Source organism: Aeromicrobium stalagmiti, from assembly GCF_013283745.1.
Lineage (GTDB): Bacteria > Actinomycetota > Actinomycetes > Propionibacteriales > Nocardioidaceae > Aeromicrobium > Aeromicrobium stalagmiti.
The window spans coordinates 1,307,564-1,331,568 of record NZ_JABSTZ010000001.1 but is presented as its reverse complement, the minus strand read 5'-3'; the positions used below and the strand labels follow the sequence as shown (position 1 = coordinate 1,331,568).

At 70.1% G+C, this 24,005-nt stretch carries 25 protein-coding genes; 8 read left to right on the top strand and 17 right to left on the bottom strand.

Features of this window, described 5'->3' with window-relative positions:
• Positions 1 to 103: 103 nt before the first annotated feature.
• Positions 104 to 1,003 (bottom strand): sterol desaturase family protein, encoded by a 900-nt coding sequence (locus HQK15_RS06515; RefSeq protein ID WP_367649080.1) that lies wholly within the window; start codon positions 1,001 to 1,003, stop codon positions 104 to 106.
• Between the two features lie 66 nt (positions 1,004 to 1,069).
• On the opposite strand from HQK15_RS06515, the gene HQK15_RS06510 reads away from it, so the two are divergent.
• On the top strand, positions 1,070 to 1,681 hold the full coding sequence (locus HQK15_RS06510) for a TetR/AcrR family transcriptional regulator (protein WP_173490566.1): 612 nt from the start codon (positions 1,070 to 1,072) through the stop codon (positions 1,679 to 1,681).
• Positions 1,678 to 2,484 (top strand): SDR family NAD(P)-dependent oxidoreductase, encoded by an 807-nt coding sequence (locus HQK15_RS06505; protein WP_173490565.1) that lies wholly within the window; start codon positions 1,678 to 1,680, stop codon positions 2,482 to 2,484. The genes HQK15_RS06510 and HQK15_RS06505 overlap by 4 nt, the downstream gene beginning before the upstream one ends.
• An 18-nt stretch (positions 2,485 to 2,502) precedes the next feature.
• Here HQK15_RS06505 and HQK15_RS06500 read toward each other — a convergent pair whose 3' ends face one another.
• From HQK15_RS06500 to HQK15_RS06490, 3 genes are all read right to left on the bottom strand, one after another.
• On the bottom strand, positions 2,503 to 3,462 hold the full coding sequence (locus HQK15_RS06500; protein WP_173490564.1) for a phosphotriesterase family protein: 960 nt from the start codon (positions 3,460 to 3,462) through the stop codon (positions 2,503 to 2,505).
• A gap of 73 nt (positions 3,463 to 3,535) precedes the next feature.
• Positions 3,536 to 4,327 carry an alpha/beta fold hydrolase gene (locus tag HQK15_RS06495; protein ID WP_173490563.1) on the bottom strand — a complete coding sequence of 264 codons (792 nt, stop codon included), beginning with the start codon at positions 4,325 to 4,327 and terminating at the stop codon, positions 3,536 to 3,538.
• Positions 4,324 to 5,142, bottom strand: a complete 819-nt coding sequence (locus HQK15_RS06490; protein ID WP_173490562.1) for an alpha/beta fold hydrolase — start codon at positions 5,140 to 5,142, stop codon at positions 4,324 to 4,326. The genes HQK15_RS06495 and HQK15_RS06490 overlap by 4 nt, the downstream gene beginning before the upstream one ends.
• A 117-nt stretch (positions 5,143 to 5,259) precedes the next feature.
• Between HQK15_RS06490 and HQK15_RS06485 the strand changes: the two genes are divergently transcribed.
• Both HQK15_RS06485 and HQK15_RS06480 read left to right on the top strand, forming a co-directional pair.
• Positions 5,260 to 5,748: a MaoC family dehydratase gene (locus tag HQK15_RS06485; RefSeq protein WP_173490561.1), complete on the top strand. Its 489-nt coding sequence runs from the start codon at positions 5,260 to 5,262 to the stop codon at positions 5,746 to 5,748.
• A gap of 3 nt (positions 5,749 to 5,751) precedes the next feature.
• Positions 5,752 to 6,756, top strand: a complete 1,005-nt coding sequence (locus HQK15_RS06480; protein ID WP_217361359.1) for an NADP-dependent oxidoreductase — start codon at positions 5,752 to 5,754, stop codon at positions 6,754 to 6,756.
• 4 nt (positions 6,757 to 6,760) lie between these two features.
• Here HQK15_RS06480 and HQK15_RS06475 read toward each other — a convergent pair whose 3' ends face one another.
• The 13 genes from HQK15_RS06475 to HQK15_RS06415 form a co-directional block, all read right to left on the bottom strand.
• Positions 6,761 to 7,438, bottom strand: coding sequence for a TetR/AcrR family transcriptional regulator (locus HQK15_RS06475; protein WP_173490560.1), 678 nt, complete (start codon positions 7,436 to 7,438; stop codon positions 6,761 to 6,763).
• A 67-nt stretch (positions 7,439 to 7,505) separates the two neighbouring features.
• Positions 7,506 to 7,805 (bottom strand): putative quinol monooxygenase, encoded by a 300-nt coding sequence (locus HQK15_RS06470; RefSeq protein WP_173490559.1) that lies wholly within the window; start codon positions 7,803 to 7,805, stop codon positions 7,506 to 7,508.
• A complete protein-coding gene (locus tag HQK15_RS06465) occupies positions 7,802 to 8,758 on the bottom strand; it encodes a cyclase family protein (RefSeq protein WP_173490558.1) in 957 nt (318 codons plus the stop codon). Before HQK15_RS06465 ends, HQK15_RS06470 begins: the two co-directional genes overlap by 4 nt.
• Positions 8,759 to 8,794: 36 nt before the next feature.
• Complete coding sequence (locus tag HQK15_RS06460; protein ID WP_173490557.1) at positions 8,795 to 9,844, bottom strand: phosphotransferase family protein; 1,050 nt, start codon at positions 9,842 to 9,844, stop codon at positions 8,795 to 8,797.
• A 3-nt stretch (positions 9,845 to 9,847) separates the two neighbouring features.
• Positions 9,848 to 10,636 carry an SDR family oxidoreductase gene (locus HQK15_RS06455; RefSeq protein WP_173490556.1) on the bottom strand — a complete coding sequence of 263 codons (789 nt, stop codon included), beginning with the start codon at positions 10,634 to 10,636 and terminating at the stop codon, positions 9,848 to 9,850.
• Entirely contained in the window at positions 10,633 to 11,868 is a 1,236-nt protein-coding gene (locus HQK15_RS06450; protein ID WP_173490555.1) for an acyl-CoA dehydrogenase family protein, read from the bottom strand. The genes HQK15_RS06455 and HQK15_RS06450 overlap by 4 nt, the downstream gene beginning before the upstream one ends.
• Positions 11,868 to 12,668, bottom strand: coding sequence for an enoyl-CoA hydratase-related protein (locus tag HQK15_RS06445; RefSeq protein WP_173490554.1), 801 nt, complete (start codon positions 12,666 to 12,668; stop codon positions 11,868 to 11,870). Before HQK15_RS06445 ends, HQK15_RS06450 begins: the two co-directional genes overlap by 1 nt.
• 43 nt (positions 12,669 to 12,711) lie before the next feature.
• Positions 12,712 to 13,716, bottom strand: coding sequence for an ABC transporter permease (locus HQK15_RS06440; protein ID WP_173490553.1), 1,005 nt, complete (start codon positions 13,714 to 13,716; stop codon positions 12,712 to 12,714).
• On the bottom strand, positions 13,713 to 15,284 hold the full coding sequence (locus HQK15_RS06435; RefSeq protein ID WP_173490552.1) for a sugar ABC transporter ATP-binding protein: 1,572 nt from the start codon (positions 15,282 to 15,284) through the stop codon (positions 13,713 to 13,715). Before HQK15_RS06435 ends, HQK15_RS06440 begins: the two co-directional genes overlap by 4 nt.
• Before the next feature lie 55 nt (positions 15,285 to 15,339).
• A complete protein-coding gene (locus HQK15_RS06430) occupies positions 15,340 to 16,317 on the bottom strand; it encodes a sugar ABC transporter substrate-binding protein (RefSeq protein WP_173490551.1) in 978 nt (325 codons plus the stop codon).
• Positions 16,318 to 16,415: 98 nt separating this feature from the next.
• Entirely contained in the window at positions 16,416 to 17,078 is a 663-nt protein-coding gene (locus HQK15_RS19065; RefSeq protein WP_217361358.1) for an HAD family hydrolase, read from the bottom strand.
• Entirely contained in the window at positions 17,075 to 17,884 is an 810-nt protein-coding gene (locus tag HQK15_RS06420) for an SDR family oxidoreductase (RefSeq protein WP_173490550.1), read from the bottom strand. The genes HQK15_RS19065 and HQK15_RS06420 overlap by 4 nt, the downstream gene beginning before the upstream one ends.
• A complete protein-coding gene (locus HQK15_RS06415) occupies positions 17,881 to 19,380 on the bottom strand; it encodes an AMP-binding protein (RefSeq protein WP_217361357.1) in 1,500 nt (499 codons plus the stop codon). Before HQK15_RS06415 ends, HQK15_RS06420 begins: the two co-directional genes overlap by 4 nt.
• Before the next feature lie 149 nt (positions 19,381 to 19,529).
• Between HQK15_RS06415 and HQK15_RS06410 the strand changes: the two genes are divergently transcribed.
• The 4 genes from HQK15_RS06410 to HQK15_RS06395 are packed head-to-tail and all read left to right on the top strand — an operon-like array spanning position 19,530 to position 23,996.
• On the top strand, positions 19,530 to 20,732 hold the full coding sequence (locus HQK15_RS06410) for an acetyl-CoA C-acyltransferase (protein WP_173490548.1): 1,203 nt from the start codon (positions 19,530 to 19,532) through the stop codon (positions 20,730 to 20,732).
• Positions 20,729 to 21,712: an NADPH:quinone oxidoreductase family protein gene (locus tag HQK15_RS06405; protein ID WP_173490547.1), complete on the top strand. Its 984-nt coding sequence runs from the start codon at positions 20,729 to 20,731 to the stop codon at positions 21,710 to 21,712. Before HQK15_RS06410 ends, HQK15_RS06405 begins: the two co-directional genes overlap by 4 nt.
• Complete coding sequence (locus HQK15_RS06400) at positions 21,709 to 22,890, top strand: acyl-CoA dehydrogenase family protein (protein WP_173490546.1); 1,182 nt, start codon at positions 21,709 to 21,711, stop codon at positions 22,888 to 22,890. Before HQK15_RS06405 ends, HQK15_RS06400 begins: the two co-directional genes overlap by 4 nt.
• Positions 22,869 to 23,996 carry an acyl-CoA dehydrogenase family protein gene (locus HQK15_RS06395; protein ID WP_217361356.1) on the top strand — a complete coding sequence of 376 codons (1,128 nt, stop codon included), beginning with the start codon at positions 22,869 to 22,871 and terminating at the stop codon, positions 23,994 to 23,996. Before HQK15_RS06400 ends, HQK15_RS06395 begins: the two co-directional genes overlap by 22 nt.
• The last annotated feature ends 9 nt before the right edge of the window (positions 23,997 to 24,005 follow it).

Genomic DNA, 24,005 nt, shown 5'->3' with positions numbered 1-24,005 from the left:
TGTCGTGACTGACCACCAGCCTAAAGGAGACCAACTGTCCGCCTCGCACGCGCCATCGGGCCAGAGCACGACCAGCAGCACCGCGTACGTCACGACCGCCGGCTCATGCCGGCTGCGACTCCTCCACGCGAGGCTGCTCCGCCTGCTCGCGGGTCTCTCCAGGCTTCCAGCCCGGCGGCATGACGACGTAGCCGATCTTGTCGCGCCAGCGCTCGGCCGCTCGCACGTCACGGAACAGCGACACGAACGGCCCGTACTGCAGCTTCAGGACGTTGTAGGTGCCGACCGGCACGGTCAGGCCGTACGTCGGGCGGTGCAGCTCCTTCTGGAAGGTCCCGAACATCCGGTCCCAGATGATGAAGATGCCGGCGTAGTTCTTGTCGAGGTACTCCGGGTCGCTGCCGTGGTGCACGCGGTGGTGCGACGGGGTGTTGAAGACCAGCTCGATCGGCCACCACATCGTGCCGATGCGCTCGGTGTGCTGGAAGAACTGGAAGATCAGGTTGAACGAGAACGCGACGTAGAGCATCCACGGCTCGAAGCCCAGGAGCGGGAACGGCGCCCAGAAGATCGCCTCGGCCCACGGATTCCACTTCTGACGCAGCGCGGTGGAGAAGTTGAAGTACTCGCTGGAGTGGTGCGCCTGGTGGGCGGCCCACCCGATGCGCACCCGGTGGACGAACCGGTGCTGCAGGTAGAAGGCGAGGTCGAGGCCGACGATCAGGAGCGTCCACGACCACCAGGTGTCGGTCGGCAGGTGCCACGGTGCGAGGTAGACGCTCATCGCGACGAAGACCACCAGCGTGGTGATCTTGAAGACCGCGCTGGAGACGATCGAGCCGACGCCCATGATCAGGCTCGTGCGGGCGTCCTTCTTCTCGTAGCCGCGCATCTGCTCGTCGGTCTCGAGGAACTTGAAGGCGGCGAGCTCGATCAGCAACGTGAGGACGAAGAACGGGGCGGCGACGAGCGTCGGGTTCTTCAGCGGGTCCAGGGCTTCCACGGTTCCTCCTATATGACTCTTGGGTAAGTTACCACGAGATCAGTTGTCTCGGCTAGGCTTTTCGACATGGCCCGACCCAACGCCGGCACGAAGGGCGTCCCCCGCCTGGATCGGGAGACCCAGATCCTCACCATCGCCTCCGAGGAGTTCGGCACGTACGGCTTCACCGCCACCTCGGTCGCGGCCGTGGCCCAGCGCGCCGGCATCTCCAAGCCGCTGATCTACAACTACTTCGGCTCCAAGGAGGGGCTCTACGAGGCGTGCCTCGACCGCGGCGGCTCCCTCGTCGCCGACGAGATCGAGCGCATCGCCCGTGGCGACGCGGTCGGCATCGAGCGCGGCATGCAGACGCTCGCCGGCATGTTCTCCCTCCTGGAGGAGCAGCGCTATCTCTGGCGGCTCTTCTTCGACAGCACCGCACCGACCACCGGCCCGATCGCCGACTCGATCACGCTCTATGCCGACCGCATCGGCAAGCTGGCCGAGGAGGGTGTCGCCGAGCTGATGACGCTCGCCGGCAACGACGACGAGCTCGACATCGCGGCCATGACGTCGGTGTGGCTCGGCATCGTCGACTCGCTGATGAACTGGTGGGTCGAGCACCCCGAGCAGACTGCGGAGCAGATGATGCAGCGCTGCGGCCGGCTGCTGACGGCGCTGTTCGGCGGCGGCGGGTGAGCGCCCGGCTCGCCGGACAGACGATCGTCCTGACCGGCGCCTCGAGCGGCATCGGCGCCGAGGCCGCCCGCAAGCTCGCCCGGCTCGGCGCCACGGTCTGCCTGCTCGCCCGCCGCGAGGACGAGCTCGACGCCGTGGTGGCCGACATCCGGTTCGCCGGCGGCACGGCACACGCGTACGCGGTCAACCTCACCGACGCCGAGCAGACCGACGCCGTCACCGCCCGGCTGCTCGCCGAGCACGATCGCATCGACGCCCTGGTCAACAATGCCGCCCGGTCGATCCGGCGACCCATCACCGAGTCGCTCGACCGCCTGCACGACCACGAGCGCACGATGGCGATCAACTACTTCGCCGCCGTGCGACTCACGCTGGCCCTCGTGCCGCGCTTCCTCGAGCAGCGGCACGGCCACGTGGTGATCTCGTCGAGCATGTCGACCCAGGTGCCGATCCCGCTGTTCTCGGCCTATCTCGCCAGCAAGTCGGCGCTCGAGTCGTTCACCCGCTCGCTGGTCGCCGAGCTCGGCGGCGAGGGCGTCTCGGCGACCACGGTCTACTTTCCGATGGTGCGCACCGAGATGTCGGGCAAGACCGACATCTATCAGGCCATGCCGATGCTGAGCGCCGACAAGGCGGCGAACTGGCTCGTCAAGGCGATTGTCGACAAGCCGACAAGGGTCACGAGCCTGCAGGGGGCCGCCGCCGAGATCGGGATGGCCACGATCCCCGGCGTGCTCACGGCCGGGATGCGGCCGCTGTTCCGCCGCATGGACCGCGCCCTGGAGAAGCGGGCGAAGGGCTGACCCCTCGCCCGCTCTCGATCACTCGAAGTGGCGGCGCGGGTTGGCCACGAGGATCGTCTCGATGTCGGCCTCGGTCAGGCCCTCCTTCAGCAGGGCCGGGATGACGTCCTCGCTGATGTGACGGAAGTGCCAGTTCGGCGCGGCCTCGTGCTTCGCCTCGGGGCTGAAGTAGTCGATGAAGCAGTTGGCGTCGTGCGCGAGCGTGATGCTCTCGACGTAGCCGCGACGCACCAGCTCGACGATCGTCCCGATGCGCTCCTCGAGCGGGTTGAACAGGTCGAGCCCGAATCGGTCCATGCCCAGCAGCGAGCCCGCGTCGGCGACCTTGCACAGGTAGTCGACGTCGTTGGTGTCGCCGGAGTGCCCGATGATGACCTTCGAGAGGTCGACGCCCTCCTCCTTCAGCACCTTCTGGGCCACCAGGCCCGACTCGGTCGCCGGGTTGGTGTGCACCGTGATCGGCGTGCCCGTCTGCACGTGCGCCTGGCCGACGGCCCGCATGACCCGCTCGACGCCCGGCGTGAGGCCCTGGTGCTCGATCGCACACTTCAGCAGGCCCGCCCGCACCCCCGTGTCGGCGATGCCCTCGGTGATGTCCTTGACGAACATCGCGGTGAGCGGCTCCGGGATGTCGACCAGCAGCCCCGGCCCCTGGTGCTCGAACTGGTGGGGGACGTCGTTGTAGGTGTAGAGGCCCGTGCCGACGATGATGTTGAGGTCGACCCGCGCGGCGATCTTCTGGATCCGGGGGATGTAGCGGCCCAGGCCCATCACGGTCGGGTCCATGATCGAGTCGATGCCGACCGCCTTGAGGTCGGTCAGCTTCTCCACCGCGTCGTCGATCCGCACCTGCTCGTCCCAGTCCGTGAGGTAGTTCTCGCGGTACTCGGTGTTGAGGACGAAGACGTGCTCGTGGACCAACGTGTGGCCCAGCTCGCTGGAGTCGATCGTTCCGGTGACGGTCTGGACGGAGGCCATCAGGACCACCCTTCATGTGTTGTTGAGGTTGGATTCAAGTTCGGGTTCAGTGTGTGCCAGGTCACAGCGACGGTCAAGACCCCGTCTGCCCCTCGGACAGGAATCCGGCGACCCGGCCGATGACCTGCTCCGGCAGCTCGAGGATGACGCTGTGACCCGTCGTCGGCAGGCTCCACAGCTCCGCGTCAGGGATCTCGTCGACCAGCTCCTGCGACCACGCGGGAGGCCGCGCACCGTCCTCGCCGCCACTCACCACGAGCGTCCTCGCCGTGATGCGCGGCAGGGCGTCGACGGCGCTGGGCCGCTCCACGACGCCGCGGATGGCGTGCACGAGCCCCGGCGACAGCGCCGCGATGTGCTCACGCCACGGGACGAGCAGCTCGGCGCGGTCGGGGTCGTTGCGGATCGTCTCGCCGAACATGATCTGCATCGTGGTCTCGAGCAGGTCTCCGGCGAACCCGTGGCGTGCGACCTCGTCGGCGATCGGCCGGAACGCCTCGAGGTGCTCGGCCGGCTCCTCGCGAGCCGACGACCCGAGCAGCACGAGCCGCTCGACCACCTCGGGCCGGCGGGAGGCCACCCGGACGGCGACGTCGCCGCCCATCGACTGGGCCACGATGCTCACCCGCTCGAGCGACATCTCGTCGAGCAGGGCCAGCACGTCGTCCGCACAGTCGTCCATCGAGACCAGGTCCGTGGCATCCGGGTTGGCACCCTGGCCGCGGAAGTCAGGGCGCACGACCCGGAACCGGCCGGCGACCGCAGCCGTGAAGGCGTCGAACATCGTGTGGTCCAGGAACAGTGAGTGCAGGCACACGACCACCGGCAGGTCGGCCTCGCCGGTGTCGGCGACGAACAGGCTCATGCGCGCGCCGCCGTCAGGTCGACCCCGGCGAGGTGCCGCTCCAGCACGTCGATGACGGCGTCCGGGTTCTCCATGGCGTGGACGTGGCCGGTCCGCTCCATGACCTCCAGCGTCGCGCCCGGCGTCGCGTCGACGATCTGCTGGGACTTGTGCGGCGGATAGGTGTGGTCCTCCGTGCCGGCCACGACCAGGACGGGCACCCGGATCGATCCGAGCTCGTCGAGCACCGGGAGCCGGTGGGCGATGTTCCACGCGGCGTCGGCGTACTCGGGGGTGCGGCTGCGCAGCAGTGCCGTCACCTCCGCGAGCACGTCGGCACGGGACGGGTCGGTCAGCGTCGTGTCGCCCATCATGAAGTGCAGGACGCCGTCGAGGACCGGCTCGATCCCCTGCTCGGCCAGCACCTCCACCAGGCCGTCCATCTCGTCGGCCTGCTCCTCGACGTCGGCCGAGGTGCCCATCAGCACCGCCGACGCGATCAGGTCAGGTCGGCGGGCCGCGAGACGCAGCCCCACGAAGCCACCCATGGAGTTGCCGACGAACGTGCAGGGGCCGAGGTCGAGCGCCTCGATCAGCGCCGCTGCATCCTCGGACAAGGTGTCCATGTCGAGCCGCTCTCGAACGTCACGCGCGCTCTCCCCCTGGCCGCGGTGGTCGTAGCGGACGACGCGGAACCGGTCCGACAGTGCTGCCGCCTGGGCCGCGAACATCCGCACGTCGAAGAACATCGACGGGCTCATGACGATCGCGTGCGCGTCGCGGGGCCCTTCGTCCTGGTATCTCAACGTGGTGCCGTTGACGTCGATCCGAGCCATGGTCGCCCTCCGGAATGCAGTAGTGTGAGGCAGGTCACGCTACTTGAATCCGGGTTCATGTTCAAGTAGCGTCCGATCCATGCTCCCCCGTGGAGCCCGACTGCACGAGGAGATGGCATGCCCGACACCCACGCCCCCATCCGCCCGACGTCGATCCAGGACCTCAAGGACCTGGTCGGCTCGAAGCTCGGCCCCACCGAGTGGCACGACATCACCCAGGAGCGCATCGATGCGTTCGCCGAGCTCACCGGCGACCACCAGTGGATCCACGTCGACCCCGTCCGGGCCGCGGACAGCGTCTTCGGCTCGACGATCGCCCACGGCCTCTACAGCCTGTCGATCGGCCCGCGGTTCATGGAGGACCTGATGGCGTTCGACGGCTTCGCCCACAGCCTCAACTACGGCTACGAGAAGGTCCGCTTCCCCTCCCCCAACCCCGTCGGCTCACGCATCCGGATGCATGCCGAGATCGTGTCGGTGGACGACGTCGGCGGCGGCTCCGCGCGGATCGTCACGGTCCAGACGTTCGAGCGCGAGGGAGCCGAGAAGCCGATCTGCGTCGCGCAGTCGGTCGGCCAGTTCACCGAGTACCCCGCGGAGGCCTGAGCCGTGACGGTGACGGCCCGACGCGTCCACCTGGCTGCACGGCCCTTCGGCCTGCCCGACGACTCCACGTGGGCGATCGAGGAGACCGAGCTGCCGGCCCCGTCGGACGGCGAGGTGCTGGTCCGCGTCACCCACCTGTCGCTCGATCCGGCCATGCGCGGCTGGCTCAACGACGTGCGGTCTTACGTCCCCCCGGTCGCGGTCGGCGAGGTCATGCGCGCCTTCGGGGCGGCCGTCGTCGTCGAGTCCCGCGACCCCGCCTTCGCGCCGGGTGATGCCGTCACCGGCATCCTCGGGGTCACCGACCACGCCGTGCTGCCCGGCGACCAGCTCACCGCGATCGACCTCGACGTGGCCCCGGCCACCACGTGGCTGGGCGCCCTCGGCATGCCCGGCATGACCGCCTGGTTCGGCCTGTTCGACGTGGCCCGGGCCAAGCCCGGCGACACCGTCCTGGTCTCGGGCGCGGCCGGCGCGGTCGGCAGCGTCGTCGGGCAGCTCGCCAAGGCCCACGGATGTCGGGTCATCGGCATCGCCGGCGGTCCGGAGAAGGGTCGGTGGCTCACCGACGAGCTCGGCTTCGACGCGGTGGTCGACTACCGCGAGGGAGCCGTCCACCGGGGTGTCCGTGCGGTCGCCCCTGAGGGCATCGACGTCTACTTCGACAACGTCGGCGGCGAGATGCTCGACTCGGCGCTCCGCGTCCTGCGGCTCGGTGCGCGCATCGCGATCTGCGGCGCCATCTCGACCTACAACGCGACCGAGCCGCCACCCGGTCCGGCGCACTACATGTCGTTGCTCGTCAACCGCGCCTCGATGGCCGGCTTCCTGGTGTTCGACTACGAGGACCGCTACGGCGAGGCCGTCGACGGCATCCGCGCGATGCTCGACGCGGGCACGCTCGTGGCGCGCGAGCACGTCGTCGCAGGCGGCGTCGACGCGTTCGGCGACACCCTGCTCATGCTCTTCTCTGGCGGCAACACCGGCAAGCTCGTGCTCGAGCTCTGAGCCGTCAGCCGTCCGTCGGACGCGTGCTGAGACCCAGCGCGTTGGCCCACAGCCGCGTGCTGGTCTCGACGAGCACGTCGACCGACCAGTCCTGCCCGAGCGCGAAGCTCGCGTAGGCGAGGCGGCCGACCATGCCCGACAGGGCGCGCGAGGTCATGATCGGATCGAGCGCCGGGTCGACGTCGCCCGCCTGCTGGAGACGCTGGATGCTCTTGGCGTTGCGCTGCGCGAAGGCTTCGCTGCGCTTGAGGCGCAGCTGCCTGAAGTCGGCGTCGATCGTGGCGACCTGCTCCTGCAGCATCATGAGCTTGGCATTGCGCTGATAGGCCTCGAAGTAGGCCCGGTTGCTCGCCTCGATCACGGAGACCGGGTCGTCGCTCTCGGCGACGTGCGGCATGCCGGGGTGGAGCATGTCGTCCTTGGCGGCCTCCAGCACCGCCATGAAGATCTCTTCCTTGCTCGTGAAGTAGGTGTAGAACGTGCCGGTCGAGCACCGCGCCTCGGCCGTGATGTCCGTCAGGCGCGAGCCCAGGAACCCGTCGCGCTCGAACACCGTCCGTGCGGCGACCACGAGAGCCGCACGAGTCCGGACCCCCCGCGCAGTGACGGGAAGCTCCTTCACCGCGGCGGCACCGGCAGGCGACGACACCTCGCCGGCCTGGTCCTCCGCGCGCTCAGTCATGTGTTCTTTGTACTGAAGGTGGATTCACGGTGCAACACGACGGCCCGGCAGCACGGCCTGCCGGTGGTCACGAGATCACCGGATCGAGCACCCGGACGACCGGCGCTCCCGCGACCTCGGCGGCCAGCTCGGCCGACATCTGCTGGAAGTGCGGAGCCGTCCCGTGGGCGCGGAGCGCGTCCTTGGAAGCCCACTGCTCGACCATCACGAGCGTGTCGGGATCGCGGCGGACGCGGAACAGGTCGTAGCGCAGGCATCCGTCCTCGGCGCGGACCGACTCCAGGTGACCGGTCACGATCTCGACGACACGGTCGGCGCGGCCGGGCTGCACCTGGATCGTCGCGATGACGTCGAGCACCTCGCTCATCGCACGACCACCGGGTTGACCGGGGCGCCCGTGCCGCCGACGACCTTGAGCGGGGCGGCGGTGTACAGGAACGTCCAGCGCCCGTCGGCGGCACACGCCTCGGCGAGGTCCTCGAGCCAGGCGATCTCGGTGAACGTGACGCCGAGGTTGCGCATCAGCGCGTTGTGCAGCGGCAGCGTGACCCCGGTGCCCGGCTCGAAGGTCACCTCGTTCGCGATCGTGTCGGTCACCAGGTTGGGGATCTCCATGTCCTGGAACCACTGCACGAGCTCGGGGCTGTAGGTCAGCCCCGGCTCGAGGAAGCCCTCGTAGAACTCCTCGGAGGTCTGGTCGTAGTAGGAGCCGATGAACCCGGTGCGCAGGAGCAGGATGTCGTGCTTCTCGATCGTGTGGCCCTGGGCCGCTGCGATCTCGAGCAGGTCCTCGTGGGTGAACGTCTCGCCCTTGTCGAGGACCTTCTTGCCGCGGTGGCGCGCGACGTCGATCAGCACGCCGCGACCGACGATCCCGCGCTCGGCGATCGGCAGCACCGATGCCTTCGACATGTCGCCGGCCGTGGTGGACGCGTCGAAGCCGTTCCAGATCTGCCCGTCGTACCAGACGTGACCGAGGGCGTCGTACTGCGTCGACGCCTGCAGGTAGAGGGTCGCGACGTCGTCGGCGTAGTGCGCACCTCCGGGCGTCTCGTCGCCCTCGCCGCGCTCGAAGAACGACTCGTCCATGACGTTCTTGCGCTGGATGCTCTCGCGCCCGGGCCACACGGGGTCGCCCCCGGGGCTGCCCATCTTGACCTGCAGCGTGAAGACCTCGCCCGACTTCACGCTGGCGACACCGCGCAGCACCTCGGCGCCGGTCAGGTAGTTGAGCGAGCCGACCTCGTCGTCCGGCCCCCACTTGCCCCAGTTCCTCGGCGAGTCCTTGAGGAAGTCGCCCACGTACGGGGTGTCGGTCATGATGATCTCCTTCGGTCGGTGTCGCAGGGGGTCAGGTCAGCTGTCCAGGTGGGCGGCGCGCGCGGTGGTCCAGGCACGGTCGACGAGGCTGTCGATGAATCCGGGCTCCGGGGGTCCGCCGTCCGCGGCGTTGCGCGGGTCGTCGAGCGCACGTCGAAGCACGCCCTCGCAGATCACGGCGATCTTCCACAGGCCCAGCACGTGCCAGTAGTCGAGATCGGAGCCGTCGCGGCCCGAGGCCGCCAGATAGGCGTCGGCGACACCTCGGCGGTCGGCGAAGCCCGGCAGCGTCGAGGCTGCGAAGAGCCCCGTCGGCGGATCCCCTGCCTCGGGCCAGTAGGCCAGGAGGCTGCCGATGTCAGCGAGCGGGTCCCCCAGCGTGCTGAGCTCCCAGTCGAGGACGGCACGCAGGTCGCCCGTCGCGGGATCGGCGATGACGTTCCGGATGTGGAAGTCGCCGTGCACGAGGGTGAGCTCCCGCTGCTCGGGCATCGTGCGCCGCAGCAGCTCGGTCAGACGGTCGAGCGCCGGCAGGTCGCGAGTGCGGCTGGCCTCCCACTGCCGCGACCAGCGCTTGAGCTGGCGTGCGGCGTACGGCTGGTGGCTCGCGAGGTCGAGCAGGCCGACGCCGGCCAGGTCGACCTCGTGGACCGTGGCGAGGGTCCGAGCCAGCGACGGACCGAGTGCGGACCGCAGCTCGACACCGGTGTCCTCGGCGATCTCGGGCCGATCGACGACGAGGCCGTCGACGTGCTCCATGACCACGACGGGGGTCTCGGCGAGACATTCGTCGACGTACTCGCCGATCACGGCAGGCACCGGGACGCCCGTGCCCTGCAGGGCCGAGAGGATCCTGTACTCCCGCTGCACGTCGTGCGCGGAGTCCAGCAGGTGGCCCCGCGGCGGTCGACGGACGATCCACCGCGTGCCCTGCGCATCCTCGACGAGGTAGGTCAGGTTGGACTGGCCCCGGCCGACCCGCACGGCGGAGAAGGGCGCGACCGCCTCGACGCCGTCAGCGCGCAGCAGCGCACCGAGGACGTCGAGGTCGACCGCCACGTCGTTCGCGATCCCGGCTGCACCCATGGGTCAGCCGACTCCTGCGCTCGCCGCCAGCGCGTCCGCCGCGGCGCCGGCGCCGATCATCTGTCCGCCGTCGATCACGAGCGTCTCCCCCGTGATCCAGGACGAGTCGCTCGAGGCGAGGAACGTGATCGCCGTGCCGACGTCCTCCGGCTCACCGATGCGGCCGAGCGGGGTCCGGCCGGCAACCGTGCCCTCGTGCTCCTTCCACAGGGCCTCGGCGAGACGGGTGCGCACGACACCGGGGGCGACCGCGTTGACCCGGATGTCCGGGCCGAGCTCGATCGCCAGCTGCTTGGTGAGGTGGATCAGCGCCGCCTTCGACACGTGGTAGATGCCGAGGTCGGGACCGACCGACAACCCACCGATCGAGGCGGTGTTGACGATCGATCCGCCGTGCTCGCCCATCCATGCCTCGACCGCGAGCTGCGACCACAGGATCGGCGCCCAGAGGTTGACGTCCATGGTCTTGGCGAACCGGCCGTGGTCCTGTGACAGCACGGGGCCGAACGCCGGGTTGGTGCCGGCGTTGTTGACCAGCACGTCGATGCTGCCGAACGTCTCGAGCGTCCGCTCGACACAGGCACGTGCGGCGGCCTCGTCGGTCGCGTGCGCCTGGATGCCGAGCGCCCGCTCGCCCACCGAGGCGGCGGCCGCGACGGCCGCCTCCTCGGTGCGGGACGTCAGCACGACGTTGGCACCCGCGTCGTGCAGCGCCGCGGCCGCGGCCAGGCCGATGCCGCGCGACGCGCCCGTGACGATCGCGGTGCGGCCCGCCAGACGTCCCTCGGTCACTTCTTCTTGTTCCACTCAGGCGAGATGCGACGCAGCTCGACCTGGGCGATCGTGCGCTTGTGCACCTCGTCCGGACCGTCGGCCAGCCGCAGGGTGCGCTGGTGGGCGTAGAAGCTGGCGAGCGGGAAGTCGTCGGTGATGCCGCCGCCTCCGTGCACCTGGATCGCCCGGTCGATGATCTTCAGCGCGACCTGGGGGGCGGCGACCTTGATCGCCGCGATCTCGATGCGCGCCTTCTGGTTGCCGACGGTGTCCATGAGCCAGGCGGTCTTGAAGGTCAGCAGACGGATCATCTCGATCTCGATGCGCGCCTCGGCGATCCAGTCCTGGATGTTGGAGCGGTTGGCGACCGGCTCGCCGAACGTGACCCGGTTCTGGGCGCGGCCGATCATCAGGTCGAGCGCGCGCTCGGCCATGCCGATCGAGCGCATGCAGTGGTGGATGCGACCGGGTCCGAGGCGGGCCTGGCTGATCATGAAGCCGTCACCCTCCTCCGCGAGCAGCGCGGTCTTGGGCACGCGGACGTCCTCGAACAGGATCTCGGCGTGGCCCTCGCGGTCCATGTAGCCGAAGACCGGCAGACCGCGGACGATCGTGACGCCGGGGGTGTCGATCGGGACGACCATCATCGACTGCTGGCGGTGCGTGGCCGCCTCGACGTTGGTCTTGCCCATGACGATGAGCACCTTGCAGTTGGCGTGCAGGGCGTTGGAGGCGAACCACTTGCGACCGTTGAGGACGTACTCGTCGCCGTCGGCATCCATGCGCAGCTGGACGTTGGTGGCGTCCGAGCTCGCGACCTCCGGCTCGGTCATGCAGAACGCCGAGTTGATCTCGCCGGCGAGCAGCGGCTTGAGCCACTTCTCCTTGTGCTCGTCGGTGCCGAAGAGCTGCAGCACCTCCATGTTGCCGGTGTCGGGGGCGTTGCAGTTCATCGCCTCGGGAGCGATGTAGGGGCTGCGGCCCATGATCTCGGCGAGCGGCGCGTAGTCGAGGTTGCTCAGGCCCGGCGAGCCCCAGGCCTCGTCCTCGTGCGGGTGGAAGAGGTTCCAGAGGCCACGCTTCTTGGCCTCGGTCTTGAGCTCCTCGAGGATCGGCGGGTGGAAGTTCGCGTCTCCGGACTCCGCCATCTGCGCGGCGTAGATGGACTCGGCGGGGTAGATGTACTGGTCCATGAAGTCCAGGAGCTTCTCCTGGTACTCAAGGGCCCTCGGGCTGGGTGCGAACTCCATCAGATCTCCTTGTGGGATAGCGGTGCGAAAACTGGGGTGCGTCGTTCGGTGAAGCTGGCCACACCTTCGGCGATGTCGGCGCCGTGGAACGACGCGCGCATGAGGGCGTCGGCGTCGCCGACGGAGGCGGAGAAGTCGCGCTCGCCGTCGAGGGCGACCTGCTCCTTGATCGTGGCCATCGACCAGGGCGAACAGCTGCTCGCGAGGTCTGCGGCATAGGCCAGCGCCGCCTCGACGAGGTCGTCGGCCGGCACGAGGTGGTCGACGAGACCGATGCGGTACGCCTCCTCGCCACCGACGCGGCGACCCGACAGCAGCAGGTCGAGCGCACGGCTGCGACCCACGATGCGGGGCAGCAGCCACGAGGCGCCGTACTCGGCCACCAGGCCGCGACGCACGAATGCCGTCAGGAAGACCGCGTCGGGCGAGGCGAACCGGACGTCGCAGTAGAGCGCCTCGACGAAACCGAGGCCGGCCGCGGCCCCGTTGACCGCCGCGACGACGGGCTTGCGGATCGTGAGCGGCAGGTGGCGCGGGCGGCTGCGGTCGATCTCGGCGTCGGAGGCGTCCGGCGCCCCCGCGAGGTCGTCCATGTCGGCCCCGGCGCAGAACCCGCGCCCGGCCCCGGTGACGACGATCGCCCGGACCTCGGGGTCAGCCTCAGCAGCGACCAGCGCGTCGAAGTACTGGTCCTCGAGCGCGTCGGTCCAGGCGTTGAGCCGCTCCGGCCGGTTGAACGTCACGAGGAGCACGGCTCCACGGCGCTCGGTCAGCACGAGCTGCTCGGTCAGGACGGTCATGATGCGATCACCATATATGAATCTGAGTTCAAGTTCATATAAATCACGCCGCTGCCGCACGACGACGGGCCAACGAACCCACACCCACGCCGAGGATGAGGAGCAGTCCCTGGAACAGGTACTGCCAGTAGGTCTCCAGCCCGATCAGCGCGATCGCGTTGAACCCGACCGAGACCGTGATGACCCCGACGAGGGTGCCCAGGACGTGGAACTCCCCGTCACGCAGGACCGCCGACCCGAAGAACGCCGCGGCAAAGGCCGCGAGCAGGTAGGAGTCGCCGCCCGAGACGGCCGCGCTGCCCGTCCGGGACGCCAGCAGGATGCCGGTCAGCGCGGCGCAGATGCCGCAGATGACGAACGCGAAGACGCGGACGCGGTCGACCCGGATGCCCGAGAGCTGAGCCGCGACGGGGTTGCCACCCACGGCCTGCATCGACTGGCCGAGCACCGTCCGGTTGAGGACGAACCACAGGATCGCCGCCAGGCCGAGCATCATGTAGACCGGATACGGGATGCCGAGGAAGCGTCCGAGCGTCAGCTGGATGAAGCTGCCCGGATCGGGCAGGCCGACCGGCGTCCCGCCCGCCACGGCGTAGTTGACGCCGACGGCGACCGTGCCGATCCCGAGGGTCGCCACCAGGGCGTTGACGTTCATGAGCGTCACCACGAGGCCGTTGAGCAGGCCGACGACCGCGCCGATCAGGACGGCAAGGAGCAGCGCCACCGGGATGCTGATGTCCTTGTCGACCATCGTGCTGAGGCACACGACCCCGGAGAGGCTCGCGACGTTGCCGATGCTGAGGTCGAACTCGCCGGTGACCAGCGCGAAGGTGAGACCCATCGCGATGATCGCCGACAGGGCGCTCTGGTTGAGGATGTTGATGAAGTTGTCGTACGTCGCGAAGGTCGTCGGCTCGAGGATGCTCGTGCCGACGACGAGGATCGCGAGCACCAGCAGCGCGCCGTAGCGACCGAACCACCTCCAGACACGGGCGCTCGCTGGACGCGTGGCCGTGACGGCGGCGTGGTCGACGAAGGTGGTGGTCATGACGGGTCCTGTTCGTGAGAGGCGGAGTCGGTGCCGAAGCAGAGCGCGGTGAGATGGTCCTTGGTCGCCCGGCTGGCGGGCACCGAGGCGGTGACGGTTCCTTCGCGCATCACGAGGACCCGGTCGCAGATGGCCAGCTCCTCGAAGTCGCTGGAGATCATGAGGATCGACGTCCCCCCTGCCGCGAGGCCGCGGATGATGTCGTAGATCTCGCTGCGCGCCCCCACGTCGACGCCGACGGTGGGCTCGTCGAGGATCAGCAGCTGGGGCCCGGCGAGCACGTACTTGCCGACGACGATCTTCTGCTGGTTGCCACCGCTCAGCTCGCCGACGGCCTCGTGGACCGAGCTGGTCTTGATGCCGAACCGCGAGACGGCCTCGCGGGCGATCCGCACCGCCCGACGCGGGCTGTAGGTGCCGACCTTCCCGGCCGGGTCACGCAGCGATGCCATGCCCAGGTTGGCGCTGACGGAGTTGCGCAGGATCAGGCCCTGCGAGCGCCGCTCCTCGGGCACCAGCGCGACGCCGGCCTTGATCGCGTCGTACGGAGACCGTGGGTGATAGGGCTTGCCGTCCAGGGTCATCGAGCCCGACCCGACCGGATCCGCACCGATCAGCAGGCGCGCCAGCTCGGTCCGGCCGGCGCCGACCAGACCCGCGACGCCGAGGATCTCGCCGCGGTGGAGCGTCAGGCTCACGTCGCGCACCCGGGGCTCGCGGGTCAGGCCCTCGACCGTCAGCAGCTCGGGGCCCTGGGTGGGGTCGACCGCGGTCACCCGGTGGGTGACGCCCTCGACGTCGCGTCCGACGATGTGGTGGGTCAAGGAGGCCACGTCGAGCTCTGAGGCACCGAAGCTGCCGACCAGGCGGCCGTTGCGCAGCACGGTCACGTCGTCGGCGACCTGCAGGACCTCCTCGAGCCGGTGGGAGATGTAGAGGATGCCGACGCCGTCGGCGGTGAGCTCGTCGATGATGCCGTAGAGGCGCTCGGCCTCCTCCTTGGTGAACGAGGCCGTCGGCTCGTCCATCGCGACGATCGTCGCGTCACGCATGAGCGACCGTCCCAGGGACACCATCCATCGGTCGGACACCGCGAGGTCCTCGACCCTGGCGTCGAGCGGCACCCGGTAGCCGATGCGGTCCTGCACCTGCTGCGCCTTGCGGCGCAGTGCACGCAGGTCCAGGACGCCGGCCCGGCCGCCGCGGTCGGCCCCCATGGCCATGTTCTGCAGCGCCGTGAACTTGGGGACCAGGTTGAGCTCCTGGTGGATGAAGCTGAGCCCCAGCCGGGTGGCGTCCTGGGGCGCACTGATCGCGACCTCGGACCCGTGGACGCGGATGGTGCCCGCGTCGGCGGACTCCGCCCCGGCCAGGATCCGCACGAGCGTCGACTTGCCGGCGCCGTTGGCGCCGCACAGAGCCAGCACCCGGCCGGGGCTCAGCGAGATGGACACGTCCTCCAGGGCCTGGTGCCCGCCGAACTGCTTGGAGACACCAGTCATCTCCAGGCAGGTCGGCTCGGGCACCGGGGCGACCGCGAGATCGTCGAAGGCTGTCGCTTCGGTCATGCAAACTCCTCCTCGGGGTCCAGGGCCGCTCGGCCCTGGAGGACGTGGTCAGGTGCTACTTGGTCGAGTCCGGGTACTCGGTCAGGAAGTCGTCGATCGTGTCCGTCGTGACGAGCACGTTCGTCAGCGCGACCTCCTGCGGCTTCGCGTCGACCCCGCCCTTGACGAAGTCGGGCACGAGCTTGGCGAAGTTCTCGCCGGCCTCGGTGGCCAGCAGGAACACCGTCGCCCGCATGTCGCCGTCCTTGATCGCGCTGATCGCGCCCGGCTGCCCGTTGATGCCATAGACCTTCACGTCGTCGCGACCCGCGGACTTGAGCGCAGCCACCGTGCCGAGGGCCGGATCGTCGAAGCAGCCCCAGACGGCCAGCGGACCGCTGCCCTTCGGGTGCTTGGCGAGCCAGGCCTGGGCGAACTGCGTGCTGGCCTCGACCTGACCCGGGATCGGGACCTCGTTGCGGGTCGTCTTGATCGACGTCGACTTCAGCGCCGAGTCGAGCGCCTGCTCACGGCCGATGCACGGCAGGCCGCTCTTGTAGCCGAGGACGAGCAGGTCACCCTTGCCACCGAGGTCCTCGACGAGCTGCTTGGCCACCGGCTCACCGTTGGAGACGCCCGCGTCGAGGTTGGCCGTGATGCCGTCGGCCGTGCCGCCCGAGATCGACACGACCGGGATGCCGGCCGCCTTGGCCGCCTGGGCGCCCGCGGTCAGCGTGCTGCTGTCGAAGACGGCGGTGACGATGAGGTCGACCTTCTTCTGGACGTAGTCCTGCATCGAGCCGTTCGCCTTGTCGACGGCGCCCTGCGGGTCGACGGCGCTGGTCTCCCACCCCTGCTTCTCGGCGTACGCCCGGAAACCGGCGATGGCCTGCTCTGACGTCTGGTCGCTCGAGGCGAACTTCACGATGCCGATCGTGTACGTGTCGTCGCCACCGCCGCCGCCTGATCCGCCCGAGTCGCTGCTGCCACACGCTGCGGTGACCGTCAGGGCCAGCGCAGCTGCGAGCACGCCGCCGATTCGTCGAACATTCATGGGTCCTCCTGAAACTGTCGTCGTCCCGCGGTGGGGCGACAGGTGGTGCGGCGCAGCCGGGTGGCCTTGCCGAGGGTGGTGCTCGTTCCCCCGATGGATCACTGCAGGGCGACAGCTCCTCCGGACGCCCGTCCCAGGAGCTGGTCCAGCTCCCGGGCGGTGTCCGATGCCTTGCGGTGCACGACGCCGGCCATCCCGAGACGTTCGGCGGCGACGATGTTCTGGGCGAGGTCGTCGACCATGACGACCTCGGTCGGTGCGACGCCGAGGCGCTCGCACCCGATCTCGTAGAGCCGGCGCGAGGGCTTGCGCACGCCCTCCTGGCCGGAGATGGTCACGGCGTCGAACATCGAGGGGAGGTCGAAGCCGGCGTAGCAGTCACGGCCCAGCGAGTTCGACAGCAGCCCGACCGGCACGCCCGAGGCACGCAGGGAGGCGACGAGCGTCACCATCTCCTCGTCCCGGACGAGTCGCGACTGCATCTTCGCCACCAGGCCGTCGGTCTCGACCTGGGCGCCGTGCTCCCGCAGCCGGGCCGCGAAGCCCGCCTCGAAGCCGTCGTGGTCGAGGCGGCCCTCCTCGTGCTCGGTCAGCAGCCGTTTCGACTCCGGGTCACCACCCAGCAGCCTGAGCGGGAGGTCGCGGTCGCCGCACTCGACCCGACCGAACTCGCCGAACGCCTCGAACACGCTGGACGTCAGCACTCCGCCGAAGTCGAACAGGACGGCCCCGTACGACGCCTTCGTCGACACCGCGGTCACGCGAGGGTGTCCTGGTAGCGACGCATGCCGGCCAGCCACCGGTCGTAGTCAGAGCCCTTGCGGCGGTAGAACTCGAGGACCTCCTCGTGCGGGAGGATCAGGAACTGCTCGGTGCCGATCGCCGTGATGACGATGTCGGCCACGTCGAGGGGCTCGAGGACGCCTCCGGCCTCCGTCACCGCCTTGGCCCCCATCCGAGCGGTCTCGTCGTCAGACTCCGCGCCGCCGTTGAGCATGTCGGTGTTGACGCCCATGGGGCACAGGCAGCTCACCGCGATGCCGCGCGATCCGTACGTCACCGACATCCACTCGGCGAACGCGACGGCGGCGTGCTTGGTCACCGAGTAGGTCGGTGAGCCGATCTGGGTCAGCAGGCCGGCCGCCGACGCCGTGCTCAGGAAGTAGCCTCGGCCGCGCTCCAACCAGCCCGGCGTCAGCAGCCGGGCCGCTCGCACGTGGGCCAGCACGTTGACGTCGATCGACGTCTCCCAGTCGCTCTCGGACGACTCCAGACCCTGGCCGAGCCCCACGCCGGCATTGGCCGCATAGAGGTCGACCGGACCGAAGCGGTCCTCGGCGAGGTCGATGACGGCCTGCACGTCGGCCTCGACCGAGCAGTCACCGGCGAGACCGGCGACCCGACCCTGACCGGCGGGCTCCAGCGAGGCGACGGTCGCGGCGACGCGGTCGGCGTCGAGGTCGGTGACCACGACACGGCCGCCGTGCTCGAGCAGTCGCTGCGCGAGTGCCGACCCGATGCCACCGGACGCGCCGGTGACGACGGCGACGGATCCTTCGATGATCATGCGGTTGCTCCCATCGCGGCGGCACGGATGGCGTCGCGGTCGATCTCCCGCTTGAGGATCTTGCCGGTCGCCCCCTTGGGCAGCGCCTCGACGAACTGGTAGAGCCGCGGCACCTTGTAGGCCGACAGCTGCACCTTGGCCCAGGCCCGCAGCTCCTCGCCGGTGAGCGACGAGCCCGCGCGCAGCGCGATGACGGCGGCGACCTCCTCGCCGAAGTGCTCGTCGGGCACCCCCACGACGGCCACCTCGACGATGTCCGGGTGCTCGTAGAGGATCTCCTCGACCTCGCGCGGATAGACGTTGTAGCCGCCGCGGATGATCAGGTCCTTCGCCCGGTCGACGATGCTCAGGTAGCCGTCCTCGTCGAGCGTGCCGAGGTCTCCGGTCTTGAGCCAGCCGTCCCGCAGGTCCTCCGCCGTCGCGTCGGGACGGTTGCGGTAGCCCTTCATGATCGTGGGGCCCTTGATGAACACCTCACCGACGACCCCGGGGGCGACGACGGCGCCGAGCACGTCGCGCACCTCGATCTGGCTGCCGGGCAGCGCGGGGCCGACCGTGCCGGTCTTCTGCTCGCGGTTGATGTCGTTGAACGTGGCAGCGCCGGTCGACTCGGTGAGGCCGTAGCCCTCGAGGATCGCGCAGTCGAAGCGCTCGTTGAAGGCTCGCATGACCTCCACGGGCAGGGACGCCCCGCCCGACGTCGCGAGGCGCAGGTGGACGAAGTCCTGCGGACCGTAGTCGGCGGCGGCGTGGAGCATCGCGTTCCACATCGTCGGCACGCCGGCCATGGCGGTGAGCTCGTCGCGGCGGAGCATCTCGAGCATCGCGGTCGGCTCGAACGGCGAGAGCACCGAGAGCGACGCGCCGGTGACGAGCACGGTGTTCATGACGACGGCCTGGCCATAGACGTGGAAGAGCGGCAGCGCGGTGCCGAACCGGTCGTCGGCCGTCAGCGAGAGCACCGGGAGGAACGACGACGTGGTGTCGACGAGGTTGGTCGCAGTGAGCTCGACGCCCTTCGGCCGACCCGTCGTGCCGGACGTGTAGAGGATGATCGCGGTGTCGTCCGGCGCGTGGTCGTGGGCGACGTCGAGCGGATCGGCGTCGAAGACGGCCCCCTCGTCGACGACCCAGAACGCAAGGTCGCGCTCGGCGGCGGCAGCGCGTGCGGCCTCGGCGCTCTCGTGCCAGGCGATGACGAGCGTCGCACCGGAGTCGTCGAGCACGTAGCCGATCTCCGGCGCGGTCGCCATCGTGTTCATCGTGATGACGCTGACGCCGGCGGCGTGCAGGCCGAAGTAGACGACCGGGAACTCCACGATGCTCGGGGCGATGAACACGACGCGGTCGAGCGGCTGCAGGCCTGCGGCCTTCACCGCGCCGCCCACCCGGCTGCTCAGCTCGCGGAGGCGGCCGTACGAGAGGTCTCCCCTCGGCGAGCGCAGAGCGACCCGATCGGGGTCGTCCTGCCCGTTGGACCAGACGTTCGCCGCCACATTCACCATCTGCAGTCGCTCTCTTCCCTCGGAGTGTGGTGTGACCTGTCTCACGTGACGGGCCTCACGTTGAGGACCGTAGTTGAATCCGGGTTCATGTTCAAGTAGGTTGCCGGAAAATCTTCCCGCCCGTTCCTGAAGGAGTCGTCGTGCCCCGAGCCGCGATCGTTGCCACCGCCCGCACCCCCATCGGCAAGGCCTACCGAGGGGCGTTCAACGACACCTCCAGCCCCGAGCTCGCCGGCCACGCGATCGCCGCGGCGCTCGCCAAGGTCGACCTCGACCCGGCACTCGTCGAGGACGTCGTGCTGGGTGCCGCAGCGCAGCAGGGGTCGAGCGGCTTCAACGTCGCCCGACAGGCGGCCCTGCGCGCCGGCCTGCCCGTGACGGTGCCCGGACAGACGATCGACCGGCAGTGCTCGTCGGGCCTCATGGCGGTCGCCACGGCGGCCAAGCAGATCCTGCACGACGGGATGCGGGTCGCCGTCGGTGGCGGCGTGGAGTCGATCTCGCTGGTCCAGAACGAGCACATGAACGCCTACCGCGCCACGGACGCCTGGCTCGAGCAGAACCACCCCGGCCTGTACGCCCCAATGCTGCACACGGCCGAGAACGTCGCGGCCCGCTACGACGTGAGCCGCGAGCGACAGGACGAGATGGGTCTGCAGTCGGTGCAGCGCGCCGCCGCCGCGCAGGCCGCCGGGATCTTCGACGACGAGATCTCCCCGATCACCGTCACGACCCGCGTGCTCGACAAGGCGACCGGCGAGACGCACGAGGTCGTGCAGACCGTCTCGGCCGACGAGGGCGTCCGCCCCGGGACGACTGCCGAGGGGCTCGCGGCGCTCCGCACCGTGCTCTCGCCCGGCGACGTCACGGCCCACCCCACCGTCACGGCCGGCAACGCCTCACAGCTGAGCGATGGGGCCTCGGCCAACGTCCTCATGGACAGCGACTACGCAGCGTCGCTCGGCATCGCTCCGCTCGGCTTCTACGTCGGCATGACGGTGACCGGGTGCGAGCCCGACGAGATGGGCATCGGGCCGGTCACCGCGATCCCCCGGCTGCTGGACCTGCACGGCCTGAAGGTCGGCGACATCGGTGTCTGGGAGCTCAACGAGGCCTTCGCCTCGCAGGCCGTGCACTGCCGCGACGTCCTCGGCATCGACCCGGAGCGCATGAACATCAACGGTGGCGCGATCGCGATCGGCCACCCCTACGGCATGACCGGGTCCCGGGCGGTGGGCCACGCGCTGCTCGAGGCCCGTCGCCGCGGCGAGCAGTTCGCGGTCGTCTCGATGTGCGTCGGCGGCGGCATGGGCGCGGCCGGCCTCTTCGAGGTGGCGCGATGAAGGCCTGGCAGGTCGTCGAGCTGGGTGAGCCGAAGGACGTCCTGCGCCTCGCCGACGTGGCGGACCCGAGCCCCGGGCCCCACCAGGTGAAGGTCGCGGTGCGGGCCGCAGCGGCCAACTTCCCGGACGTCCTGATGTGCCGCGGCCTCTACCAGGTCCGTCCCGAGCTGCCCTTCACCCCGGGCGTCGAGCTCTGCGGCGAGATCGTCGAGCTGGGCACCGAGGTCACCGGGCTCGCCGTCGGCGACCGGGTCATCGGACCACCGGTCGCTCCTGCAGGAGCGTTCGCGGAGGTCGCCCTCATGGAGGCTGCGACGACGTTCCCGGCCCCCGCCGGCCTCGACGACGCCCAGGCCGCCTCGCTGTTCGTCGGCTATCAGACCAGCTGGTTCGCCCTGCACCGTCGCACCCAGATCGCGGCCGGCGACGTCCTGCTCGTCCACGCCGCTGCCGGGGGTGTGGGCAGCTCGGCCGTGCAGCTCGGCAAGGCAGCCGGAGCCACCGTGATCGGCGTCGTCAGCAACGCCGGCAAGGCCGAGGTCGCCCGTGCGCTGGGCGCCGACGTCGTGGTCAACCGTCACGAGCAGGACTTCGTCGAGGTCGTCAAGGAGGTGACGGGGGGCCGCGGCGCCGACATCGTCTACGACCCGGTCGGCGGTGAGACCTACCAGCGCTCGACCAAGTGCATCGCCTTCGAGGGACGCATCGTGGTGATCGGCTTCGCCGGCGGCGAGATCCAGTCCGCTCCGCTCAACCACGCCCTCATCAAGAACTACTCGATCGTCGGGCTCCACTGGGGCCTCTACAACCAGCGCAACCCCGATCTCGTCCGCCGCTGCCACGACGAGCTGACCGCCCTGGCCAACAACGGCGCCGCCGTGCCGATCGTCAGCGAGCGGATCGGGCTCGGCGACGTCCCGGCGGGTCTCCAGCGGCTCGCCGACGGGGTGACGACGGGGCGCGTGGTGATGGTCGCGTGACCTCCGCCGCCGACCTCGAGGGCCTCGTCGCGCGCCTCGTGGCCGCCCATCGGCCGGCGTCCACGCCCCGACCGGCCTTCCTCCGCGCGCAGTACGACGCCGGGCTCGCGTGGGTGGCCAAGCCGGTCGGACGCGGCGGGCTCGGCCTCACCGTCGCTGACCAGGCGACCGTCGACCGCGCGCTGCACGCCGCCGGCGCCCCCGACAACGACCCGGCGGCCAACAGCATCGGCCTCGGCATGGCCGCACCCACCCTGCTCCGCTACGGCACGACCGACCAGGTCGACCGCTTCCTGCGTCCCCTGTGGACCGGCGAGGAAATCTGGTGCCAGCTCTTCAGCGAGCCCGGAGCTGGCTCCGACCTCGCCAACGTCGCGACGACGGCGGTGCTCGACGGTGACACCTGGGTCGTCGACGGCCAGAAGGTGTGGACGTCGGGCGCCCAGAACGCCGCGTTCGCGATCCTGGTCGCCCGCACCGACCCGGGCGCGTTCAAGCATGCGGGGCTGACCTACTTCATCTGCCCCATGGACGACCCCGGGGTCGAGGTGCGGCCCCTGCGCCAGATCACCGGCGAGGCCGAGTTCAACGAGGTCTTCCTGACCGGGGTGCGGATCCCGGACGAGCTGCGGCTCGGTGCCGTCGGCCAGGGCTGGGAGGTCGCCACCGCGACGCTGAACAACGAGCGGGTCGCCATCGGCGGCGGCGAGAGCCGGCGCGAGAGCGGCATGATCGGCGTCGTCGCCGACACGTGGCGCCGCCACCCCGACCGCCGCAGGCCGGTCCTCCACGACCGCCTGCTGCGACTGTGGGTCGACGCCGAGGTGGCACGGCTCGCGTCCGACCGCGTACGACGCCGGGCCGCCGACGTGGCACCCGGCCCCGGCGACTCCGCGGCCAAGGTCACGTTCGCCCGGATCGCCCAGCAGCTCACGTCCCTCGAGGTGGAGCTGCTGGGGTCCGAGGGCATGCGCTACGACGACTGGACGATGCGACGCCCCGAGCGCGTCTCGTTCACGGGTCGGGGCCCCGGCTACCGCTACCTGCGGGCCAAGGGCAACTCGATCGAGGGCGGCACCAGCGAGGTGCTGCTCAACCTCATCGCCGAGCGGGTGCTCGGACTGCCCGCCGAGCACCGGCCCGACAAGGGAGCACCGTGGAACGAGACCGCACGATGACGACGAGCCCAGCACAGTCCACGTCAGCACAGTCCTCGTCAGCCGAGTCCTCGGCCGCAGAGTCCACGGCGCTGGCCGAAGCCGTGCGACGGATGCTCGCCGACCGCGCGCCGGCGACCTTGCTCGTCCGCGAGGACGGGCTCCCCGCTCTCCACCAGCGAGTCGACGACGCCCTGAACCACGAGATCGGCCTGGCCGGTCTGCTCGTTCCCGACGACCAGGGAGGCCTGGGCGGCACCCTGCTCGACGCAGCCGCCGTGGCGACGGAGCTGGGTCGCGCGTGCGCCCCGTCGGACTTCCTGACCAGCACCGTGCTGTGCGGTCCGCTGCTCGCCGACGTCGGCGACCCCCGACCCGACGCCGTCGCGTGCCTCGTCGTCCCGTGGGACACCGCTCCTGACGGACCGTTCCGGCCGACCCCGGGTCTCACGCTCACCGACGACCTGCTCCACGGCAGCGTGCGATCCGTCGCCGGGGCGACCCGGGCCGACGTGCTCGTCGTCCCGGTGCTGCTGGCGGGCGAGATCGCGATCGCGACCCTCTCGCCGACCACCGCCGGCGTCAAGCTCGACGACGTCACGTCGCTCGACACGACCCGGCCGCTCACCGACCTCACCTTCGACGCCAGCCCGGTGACGATCGTGGCCGGCGGTGAGGTCGCGTCCGCCGCGCTGGCCTCGGCTCTCGACCGCGCCTGCGTCGCCCTGGCCGCCGAGCAGGTCGGCCTGGCCTCGTGGTGCCTCGCGACCACCGTGGCCCACGTGCAGCAACGCCGCCAGTTCGGTCGCGTGCTCGGCAGCTTCCAGGCGCTCAAGCACCGCCTCGCCCACCTGTGGATCGACGTCGACTCGGCCACCGTCGCCGCACAGGCCGGCGCGACGGGCGCCGACCCGGACGTCATGGCGTCGGTCGCGCAGTCCCTCTGCTCGGAGGTCGCGGTGCGCGCAGCGGAGGAGTGCATCCAGATGCTCGGCGGCATCGGGATGACGTGGGAGCACCCGGCCCACCTCTACCTCAAGCGGGCACTCGTGGACCTGAGTGCTCTCGGCACTCCCGAGCAGCACCGTGGCCGCCTCGCGGGTCTGGTCGACCTCCCGCCCGCGTGACGCACGACT

Excerpts from the sequence above, each read along its gene's own strand:
- HQK15_RS06485 (WP_173490561.1), top strand. The coding sequence starts at position 5,260 with ATGCCCGACACCCACGCCCCCATCCGCCCGACGTCGATCCAGGACCTC.
- HQK15_RS06420 (WP_173490550.1), bottom strand. The coding sequence starts at position 17,884 with ATGATCATCGAAGGATCCGTCGCCGTCGTCACCGGCGCGTCCGGTGGC.
- HQK15_RS06475 (WP_173490560.1), bottom strand. The coding sequence starts at position 7,438 with ATGACTGAGCGCGCGGAGGACCAGGCCGGCGAGGTGTCGTCGCCTGCC.
- HQK15_RS06490 (WP_173490562.1), bottom strand. The coding sequence starts at position 5,142 with ATGGCTCGGATCGACGTCAACGGCACCACGTTGAGATACCAGGACGAA.
- HQK15_RS06450 (WP_173490555.1), bottom strand. The coding sequence starts at position 11,868 with ATGGAGTTCGCACCCAGCCCGAGGGCCCTTGAGTACCAGGAGAAGCTC.
- HQK15_RS06405 (WP_173490547.1), top strand. The coding sequence starts at position 20,729 with ATGAAGGCCTGGCAGGTCGTCGAGCTGGGTGAGCCGAAGGACGTCCTG.
- HQK15_RS06460 (WP_173490557.1), bottom strand. The coding sequence starts at position 9,844 with ATGGGTGCAGCCGGGATCGCGAACGACGTGGCGGTCGACCTCGACGTC.
- HQK15_RS06435 (WP_173490552.1), bottom strand. The coding sequence starts at position 15,284 with ATGACCGAAGCGACAGCCTTCGACGATCTCGCGGTCGCCCCGGTGCCC.
- HQK15_RS06445 (WP_173490554.1), bottom strand. The coding sequence starts at position 12,668 with ATGACCGTCCTGACCGAGCAGCTCGTGCTGACCGAGCGCCGTGGAGCC.
- HQK15_RS06500 (WP_173490564.1), bottom strand. The coding sequence starts at position 3,462 with ATGGCCTCCGTCCAGACCGTCACCGGAACGATCGACTCCAGCGAGCTG.
- HQK15_RS06495 (WP_173490563.1), bottom strand. The coding sequence starts at position 4,327 with ATGAGCCTGTTCGTCGCCGACACCGGCGAGGCCGACCTGCCGGTGGTC.
- HQK15_RS06430 (WP_173490551.1), bottom strand. The coding sequence starts at position 16,317 with ATGAATGTTCGACGAATCGGCGGCGTGCTCGCAGCTGCGCTGGCCCTG.
- HQK15_RS06440 (WP_173490553.1), bottom strand. The coding sequence starts at position 13,716 with ATGACCACCACCTTCGTCGACCACGCCGCCGTCACGGCCACGCGTCCA.
- HQK15_RS06465 (WP_173490558.1), bottom strand. The coding sequence starts at position 8,758 with ATGACCGACACCCCGTACGTGGGCGACTTCCTCAAGGACTCGCCGAGG.
- HQK15_RS06510 (WP_173490566.1), top strand. The coding sequence starts at position 1,070 with ATGGCCCGACCCAACGCCGGCACGAAGGGCGTCCCCCGCCTGGATCGG.
- HQK15_RS06470 (WP_173490559.1), bottom strand. The coding sequence starts at position 7,805 with ATGAGCGAGGTGCTCGACGTCATCGCGACGATCCAGGTGCAGCCCGGC.